At 33.9% G+C, this 8,594-nt stretch carries 10 protein-coding genes and 1 pseudogene; all 11 read left to right on the top strand.

Annotation, left to right across the window (positions count from 1 at the left end):
• Positions 1 to 698: pseudogene (locus Q0K76_RS12760) on the top strand (hypothetical protein); the annotation flags it as partial.
• Positions 699 to 704: 6 nt separating this feature from the next.
• A complete protein-coding gene (locus tag Q0K76_RS12755) occupies positions 705 to 1,403 on the top strand; it encodes a phage baseplate protein (RefSeq protein WP_294616056.1) in 699 nt (232 codons plus the stop codon).
• 123 nt (positions 1,404 to 1,526) lie between these two features.
• Entirely contained in the window at positions 1,527 to 1,835 is a 309-nt protein-coding gene (locus tag Q0K76_RS12750; protein ID WP_294616055.1) for a hypothetical protein, read from the top strand.
• Entirely contained in the window at positions 1,804 to 2,628 is an 825-nt protein-coding gene (locus Q0K76_RS12745; protein WP_294616054.1) for a hypothetical protein, read from the top strand. Before Q0K76_RS12750 ends, Q0K76_RS12745 begins: the two co-directional genes overlap by 32 nt.
• A 427-nt stretch (positions 2,629 to 3,055) precedes the next feature.
• A complete protein-coding gene (locus Q0K76_RS12740) occupies positions 3,056 to 4,252 on the top strand; it encodes a tail fiber protein (RefSeq protein ID WP_294616053.1) in 1,197 nt (398 codons plus the stop codon).
• 12 nt (positions 4,253 to 4,264) lie between these two features.
• Positions 4,265 to 4,870 (top strand): tail fiber assembly protein, encoded by a 606-nt coding sequence (locus Q0K76_RS12735; RefSeq protein WP_294616052.1) that lies wholly within the window; start codon positions 4,265 to 4,267, stop codon positions 4,868 to 4,870.
• Positions 4,871 to 5,227: 357 nt separating this feature from the next.
• Entirely contained in the window at positions 5,228 to 5,896 is a 669-nt protein-coding gene (locus tag Q0K76_RS12730) for a Gp138 family membrane-puncturing spike protein (protein WP_294616051.1), read from the top strand.
• The gene (locus Q0K76_RS12725) at positions 5,893 to 6,258 is read left to right on the top strand and encodes a hypothetical protein (RefSeq protein ID WP_294616050.1); all 366 of its coding nucleotides are present in this window, start codon (positions 5,893 to 5,895) and stop codon (positions 6,256 to 6,258) included. Before Q0K76_RS12730 ends, Q0K76_RS12725 begins: the two co-directional genes overlap by 4 nt.
• Entirely contained in the window at positions 6,239 to 7,360 is a 1,122-nt protein-coding gene (locus Q0K76_RS12720) for a baseplate J/gp47 family protein (protein WP_294616049.1), read from the top strand. The genes Q0K76_RS12725 and Q0K76_RS12720 overlap by 20 nt, the downstream gene beginning before the upstream one ends.
• Positions 7,353 to 8,006 (top strand): DUF2612 domain-containing protein, encoded by a 654-nt coding sequence (locus tag Q0K76_RS12715; protein WP_294616048.1) that lies wholly within the window; start codon positions 7,353 to 7,355, stop codon positions 8,004 to 8,006. The genes Q0K76_RS12720 and Q0K76_RS12715 overlap by 8 nt, the downstream gene beginning before the upstream one ends.
• Positions 8,006 to 8,594: tail fiber protein (locus Q0K76_RS12710; RefSeq protein ID WP_294616047.1), on the top strand; the 589-nt coding region annotated here is incomplete at its 3' end. The genes Q0K76_RS12715 and Q0K76_RS12710, both read left to right, overlap by 1 nt.

Raw genomic sequence — 8,594 nt, 5'->3', positions numbered from 1 at the left:
CTGATCTATTAGGCGGTATTTTCTCTAGTGTGCTTGGTTTTATCACCGCTCCGTTCAAAGCGGCTTGGAATTTTGTCAAAGGACTCTTTGATTCGTGGTTAGGTGAAGGATCGTCATTTACTGATCTATTAGGCGGTATTTTCTCTAGTGTGCTTGGTTTTATCACCGCTCCGTTTGAAGCGGCTTGGAATTTTGTCAAAGGACTCTTTGATTCAGGGATGGGTATTGTATCGTCTTTCACTGAACAATTTGGTAGCATTTTTTCTAATGTGCTTGATTTTATCACGGCTCCATTTAGTGATGGTATAGCTTGGATTAAAGAAAAATTTTTTGGATTTGTTGACGTAGTAAAAAATAAAATTAAGGGCGTTTTATCCTTTTTTGGTTTTGGTGGAGATGATAAAGAAGATGATGATTTATCTTCTAACGATAATGAAAAAGAGATAGCGACTACTACGAAAAAAATCTCAAAAACACAAATGGCAACTAAATTAGAACCTGATGCTGCAAAAAATAGCTGTATCGTACCGAAAAATAATTGCTGTATTACACCGAACAATAAAGTTAACAATAATACAATAACAGTTAACAATACGATGTATGTTACAACTCCTCAAGAAGGGTTTAATAACGTTTATAACATTGTTGATGATATGATAAGGCGAATAAATGATAACTCAGTTACAGCAATGGGGTGATAACTAATGTTTCAATCTATATTAAATAAATCATCAAAAGATAGCGGATTAATAATCAGTGATAATTTCACTTTTAGTCTTGATATCAACACGGTTGAACAACATACATCAAAGTTACGAGTAACGGAAAATCCGATTGAAAGTGGGGCTAATATTGCAGATCATGCAGTATTAGATCCTAAAGAGATAAATGTAACGGGTTTAGTAGTTGGTTATGAGACTAATACGTTTTCATTTGATAATTTATTCGGTTTTAAATTTTCCGAATATCCATTACCAATGCCGATTAAAACGGTAACTGCTCAGGCTGAAAATATGGTAAACCGTTATGCATCATATTTTCAAGCAGGCACAAAAGTGGTCAATCAAGTTGTTGCTGACTTTCTACCAGACTATCAGTCACCACTTTTAAATAGTTTATCGTCAGATAGAATCGCAGATGCTTACGAAAAATTATTAGCTATACAGCGGAGTGGTGAGCCTGTAATATTGCAAACCAATATTAAACAGTATATGAACATGATCATAACTTCGGTTGGACTTACTCAAAATCAATACACTAGTGGTGAGTTTACACTAACATTTCGTGAAATTTTTATCGTTGAAACTCAAACGGCAAGTGGTTTAAATATACCAAAACCACGGGTTAAGAATCTTGGTAAAACTCAACCCCAAAAAGTTGAAAAAGCTAAGGGAAAAAAATAGTTGAACAGTAATGTTTTTTTATACACATTCATTACTAAGACCATCGCAAATCTTTCCACAAATGCAAAGTCTAAACCATAGAGATTTAATATGTATATTATAAAAACAACACAGGATGATATATTGGAACAATCGTTCTCCCTATACAACATGAATTTACGTTTAACGCTGAGATATAACGCAATATTAACGGGTTATCAATTCGATTTGTTTAATATTGATAATGATGAATATATAACTAAAAATAAAGGGTTATCGGTAAGTAGTCCCTCTTTGATTGAATATAACTTTCCATTTGTTTTAGTATTGGTAGATAAATCAACGTTGGGAATTAATGCAATTTCTCAATCTGATTTAAACAATCGAATGCAACTTTTAATAATGACTAAGGAAGAATATCGTGCGGCAATTCGGCAGGGTTTTAGAGCTTAAAATAGGTAATCGTAAAGAAAGCATAGTTATTAATAATTTAAGAGTGACATTTTCAATCAAGAAGACATTATCATCTGAGCCTAATACCGGCGAAATATCCGTCTATAATCTCAATGACTCCAATCGCAATTTAATCACTAGCAAACAATATCATTTTTTAGAATTATATGTCTGTTATAAAGAAGATGTTCTTAGGATGATTTTTTGCGGTGATATTCTGACTATTGAAAATAAATTAAGCGGTCAGGATATGATTACCACTATGCGATGTGGTGATGGTCATCGAGCATTCACTGAAAAAACCATTATTAAAACTATGGGGAAAGGACAAACTGACAATGTTATTTTAAATGAAGCAGCTAGTAGTTTCGGCCTTCAAAAGGGTAGTATTAATCTTCCTAATGATAGAGTGTTGCCAAGAGGTAAGGTGTTAATGTGTGATACTCGCGAAGCTATGCATAAAATTGCCATTAACAATAATGCTGATTGGTCTATTCAAGATGATCAGCTTGTTGTCATCCCTAAAGACAAAGCTCTTGCAAATAATGAAGGTTGGGTTATTTCTCGAACTACTGGCATGATAGGGAGTCCTAATAAAACTAATGAGGGAGTAGAAGTTACAACATTATGTAATCCTCATTATAGAATTGGTTCGCTTGTACGAATTGAATCAAAGCTAGTCGAATATAACGGCGACTATAAAATAAAAACGATAGAACATAATGGTGATTTATACGGTAGTAACTGGCATAGTAAATTAGTTTGCACAGGTGGTAATTTTGAGAAAATTTGATTAAATAAAGGCACATATTTTATTTAGCGCTAAATTATTTTATTATTAAGTTACCTTTTCAGCGTTCGAGCTAGTTCATCATATAACCACTTTTAAGTGGTTTTTTATTGTCAAAAAATCATAGGAAAAATATTCCAGATTTATTATTTTAAGCAATTTAAGCGCATGTCAAATGTTCTTAATTCGGCATATAGTAAATCACCAATTTGTGAGACGGCAACTATAAATCAGCCATGGGCTTTTGTGAGTGGAATAGTTAACTATTTAAATAAATCAGAGCTGATAGTGCAGTATGTTAAAAACAAATTATTGACATTATTAAAGTAGAATTAGTTTTTACACTGTGATCATAACATAGCTTGATGTGGTTACTTCACCAAAATCTTTCCTACAATTTAGTTATATTTCAAAAAATAGGATTAATTCAATGATTATACAAAAGAAACCAGATTATTTGATTTTTGCTGATTCAGCAAAAAAAGGGGAAAATATAGAATTCCCCGATGTGAGTAGAGGATGGGGGGTTACTGTCGATCAAACCGCATCCAAACCACCAATGGAATGGATGAACGGCGCATTTAATCGCATAGATAAAAATATGCTGTATTTGCTACAACAAGGTGTACCCGAGTGGAGTGAACAAGTCACCTATCCTGCAAACGCAATTATTAAATATAACGGTATTTTATATACCGCAATAGTTGAAAACGATAATGCTAGACCATCTACCAACACAACTAAATGGAAAAAAACACAGGAAGAGATCCCAAATGCTAGCATAACAACAAAAGGTTTGGTTAAACTCAATTCAGAAACTAATAGTGATTCAGAAACTGAGGCTGCAACACCAAAAGCGGTTAAAACTGTTTTTGATTTAACTAACAATAGAATAAATGATATAACTGATAAATTTCAATCAGACGGATTTGAATCACGAGTTTATTCGCATGATAAACGTTTTTATTTAATTGTTCGTGATGATGGCTTGGTTGGTATGTACAATCGAGTTCAGGAGCGTTTGCCATGGGGATTTACTGATAATGGAGTGCTGGTCGAAGGTTATGTGCCTGCTAATAGAATATTAGATTTAGATAAATTTGTTAGAGGTAGTATACCTGTTGGCATTCCATTACCATGGCCTCAGTCTACTCCTCCAGCAGGGTGGTTTGAATGTAATGGAGCATCGTTCGATGTTAATTGCTTTCCTGAGCTAGCAAAGGCTTACCCATGGGGAAGTTTGCCAGATTTGCGTGGTGAATTTATCAGAGGATGGGATAATGGACGCGGGGTAGATCCAGGACGAGCAATATTGGGTTGGCAAAACCATCAATTGGCAGCACACAAACATGTTATGGCTTGGGGTGAAAACCGTAGTCAATTTTCAAAAACTTACATGGATAGATCTGCACCCTTTGGTTCAACAGGTATATCTGGAATTTGGCATGGAGCTGGTTTTAATTGTGATTTTGATAATGCGCTCTATTACACAAATGATGGCACTAATGGTAGCATTTCCCATAATCAAGTTTTTACTGAATGGAATGATTTAAATCCTACCGATCGTGTTGGATATGAAACTCGACCTATTAACGTTGCATTTATGTATATAGTTAAAGCAGAATAACGGAGAAAAATAATGAAATATCAATTAAAACCAGAAATCGCTATTTTAGATAAAGACGGATTAACAACAACTGCAGGTTGGGTATTGATTTATAATGTTAATTCAAATACAGGTGAGTTTACCAGCGCCACTTATCAATATTTACCGATTGGAGTTGGTTTACCTGCTTATTCGTATATAGATGCGCCAAAATCAGTTAAAGAGGGTAAAGCTATTGTTCGCCAAGATTCAAAATGGATTTACCCAAGTGATTATCGAGGTCAAACTATTTATTCAACTGAAACGGGGGTGGAATCGGTCATGCAAGACATTGGTGATATTCCTGATGGTTACACATTATTGAAACCAAATACCGAATTTGATTCATGGAATGGTAAAAAATGGCTCTTAGATAATGATAAACAGCATCAATATTATATAGAAATGGCATCCGCACAAAAAAATCAATTGCTAAACGAAGCATCAACGCAAATCAGCTATTTGCAAGATGCGATTGATTCAAAAATAGCAACGAATAAAGAAAAAGTAGCGCATACAGCATGGAAAAAATATCGAGCTTTACTTAATCGAGTTGATGTTAATTCTGCACCTGAAATCAGTTGGCCTAAAAAGCCGTAATTTTGCATTTTAATTAGTGATTCTAATAAATCATACTAAACGAGCTTTTATCTCCGGCATATTCTTGTAAAAATAGATCAAATTCGCAATTATCTTCAAGTTTTTAATTTGGCTATAACTTAAACAAGATGTGTTTTTTTGTAATTTATAATTAAAAACTATCTGTTTTTAAATCTACTTTTGATGTCTTATCATTACATCTAAATTTTTTTTATTCTTTGTCGACTAAAATGCAAACATATTATTAATATATTAAAAGCCATTATCGCTTAAGCCAACCCCCTCACAAGAAAGGGATTATTTAACGTTTATATAACAACCTGCTTAGTGCGGGTTTTTTATTGTCTGGAGAACAGTATGACAGATTCATTATTTCAAGCAATTGAAAACCAAATCAAGCGTGCTCAATCAAATATCTATACAGCATTACCTGCTAGTGTCATTTCTTTCGATGGTCATACTGTTCAATGTAAACCTATGATAAATAGAGTGTTAGCCAATGGCGAGGAAATATCAATCCCGCCATTGGTTGATGTTCCTGCTCAGTTCCCTCATGCTGGCGGATTTTGTATAACCGTTCCTATTAAACCTGGAGACGAGGGGCTTGTCGTGTTCTCCAGTCGTTGTATTGATGGCTGGTTTGCATCAGGTAATGCATCAAAACCACTTGATAACCGAATTAATGATTTAAGTGATGGTTTTTTTATTGTTGGTTGTAATAGTGTGCCAAATAAAATTCCAGATTTTTATCATGAAGGTGTATCAATGCAAACGGATGATGGACAAACCCATATTCGGTTAATAAATGGAACTATCTATATTAAAGGTAATATTGAACATGAAGGTAATGTAAAGCAGGTTGGCAACTACAATCAAACAGGTAGCTTTAACCAAACAAACGGTAATACAAACAGTTCAGGCACGATAACAGCACAAGACGTTAAAACCAATAAAGGCATTGATTTAAATACACATACCCATATAGGGGTACAAAGTGGCAATAGTACAACAGGAGTACCAAAATGAAGGTTAGAGAACTTGATAAGAATCATGATTGGACTTTTGGGCACGGTTTAGGTAACTATTTGCAAAGTTCAGATGCGATAGTCCAGTGCGTGAAAACCAAATTATTAGCATTAAAACGAGACTGGTTTTTAAACCGTAATGACGGCATAGCGTGGTTTGATTTTCTCACTAAAAATCCAAATACAAAACAACTAGAAGTTGATGTAAGAACCGAAATTTTTAAGGTTGACGGAGTTATTAGCATCGATGAATTTGATATTTTACTGGATACACAAACGCGTGAATTTCTAATCCAAATTACCTATACCGATAAATTTAACAAAACTAACGAGGCATCATTTAATGTTACAGATAACAGATAAAGGCATCGAAATCGATGATTTATATACTATTCAAAATCGATTGGTTAATGCGTTTAAGTCAATTTATGGAGAGGATGTCAACCTTGAAAGTGATACACCAGATGGACAATTATTGGGATTGTTCTCTCAAGAATTAGCAAATATACATCAAGCGGTTTCGTTTATTGTGCAAATGCTAGACCCGTACCAAGCGACTGGGCATTGGCTAGAGCAACGAGCCATGTATGCTGGTATAACCAGAATTAGTGCTTCTTATTCCTATATTGATGAAGTCATTTTTAATGGAATACCTAAAACGTTAGTACCTAACAACTCTATTTATATTGATAAAAATAAAAATAAATGGATAACGACTGAACAAATAACATTAAACGAACTAGGTAGTGCTAGAGTGAAATTTAGATCGCTAGAGTTGGGTAATTATACCGTTAATGCCTTAGATGAATTTTCACCCAGCACTATTATTATCGGAGTTGAGAAAATCACTGCTAAGACAGCTAGTTATGGCGGAGTTGATGAAGAAACCGATGCACAACTATTAAAAAGGTTTATGTTGTCACATTCAATAAATAATTATGATGACCGGCAGGGTATGCAGTCAGCATTAATGAATATTACGGGTGTGACTAAATGTATTGTTTACGAAAACTATACCAATCAAACTGACGAAAAAGGTATTCCCGCTCATTCATTTAATGCCGTGATCCTTGGTGGGGCGGATGAAAAAATAGCAGAAGTTATTACCAAAAAGAAAATTGGCGGATGCGGTATATTTGGTGAAGTTGAAAGTGCTTATTTGTTAGATAACGTTTCAAGAAAAGTATACTTTGATAGACCTAAAAAAATTGATATTAATGTATCAATGATAATCGGACGTTATAAATCTTTTAATGATATTAATACCGACGAAATTAAGACGAATTTAAAAAGCCTTGATTTTGATATTGGTGAGAATGTTTATGCTTCACGTATTATATCAAATATCAATTTAGTGGATGGTTTTTACATTAAAAAACTCACCGTTAATGATTCAGATATTGCTAATATTGATTACAGACAATATGCACAAATAACCAATGTTGAGGTGCTAATTGATGGATAGAGAGAATTTTCTAATTTGGCAATATCGCACCAAACCAAAAGCATTAGGCACAATCAAAGCAATCTACAAAGAAAGCACTAATACATTTAAAAATGTTATTCAAACAACGGATATCCTTAGTATTGATGATGCCACTGGTTACGCGCTGGATTTGGTTGGTTATCATGTTGGTGTTTCAAGGTTGTTACCTTCAGCAATTGCTAAACAATATTTCGGATTTTTAAAAGATAGAACTGCTTTATCTTTTAATATTGGCGAATTTTACCGATATGGTGATGCATTATCAGCATCAGTCGTGCTTAATGATAATGATTTTCGCTTTTTTATTAAAGCAAGAATAACGAAAAATTATCAAAATGGCGAGATTGCAAACATAGTTAAATCAATAAAATTTGTTATTGGTGACAACTGTAATGTAATTGATTTACAAGACATGACTATGAATATCATGATTAATGGTGATCAACTTAATTCATTAACACTATATGCAATTAGCAAAATGGATATTTTAGTTCGCCCAGTAGGGGTCATGTATCGAATTTTAATTTTAACGAATAACAACCCGTTTGGATTTGCGCAAGATAATGAATCATACGCATTTAATCTAGGCAAATTTGTTAGACTTCAAGAAATAGGATTAACTTAATGATTATACAGAATAAACCAGATTATTTGATTTTTGCTGATTCGGCAAAAAAAGGGGAAAATGCCGAGTTCCCCGATGTAACTAGAGGGTGGGGGGTCACAATTGACCAGACAGCTTCCAAGCCCCCTATGGAATGGATGAACGGCGCATTTAATCGTATTGACAAAAATATGTTGTATTTGCTACAGCAAGGTGTGCCCGAGTGGAGTGAACAAGTCACTTATCCAGCTAATGCAATTATCAAATATAATGGTGTGTTATATACTGCGATAGTTGAAAATGACAACGCAATACCTACTACAAGTACAACAAAATGGAAAAAAACGCAGGAAGAAATTCCAAATGCCAGCCTATTCCAAAAAGGGGTAGTTAAACTTAATTCAGAAATTAATAGCGAATCAGAAACTGAGGCTGCCACACCAAAAGCGATTAAAAAGGTATGTGATCTAGCCAATAATCAAGTACCAAATATTAGAAAAATTAATAACAAAACGTTAAACACAGATATTGTACTTCAAGCTGATGATGTCAATGCATTACCAGCAATTAGGAAATTTGATAATAACATACCTGTTTATGAGGTAGGTG

This window comes from uncultured Gilliamella sp. (assembly GCA_945271295.1).
Taxonomy (GTDB): domain Bacteria; phylum Pseudomonadota; class Gammaproteobacteria; order Enterobacterales; family Orbaceae; genus Gilliamella.
This window is presented reverse-complemented; position numbering and strand designations above follow the sequence as displayed.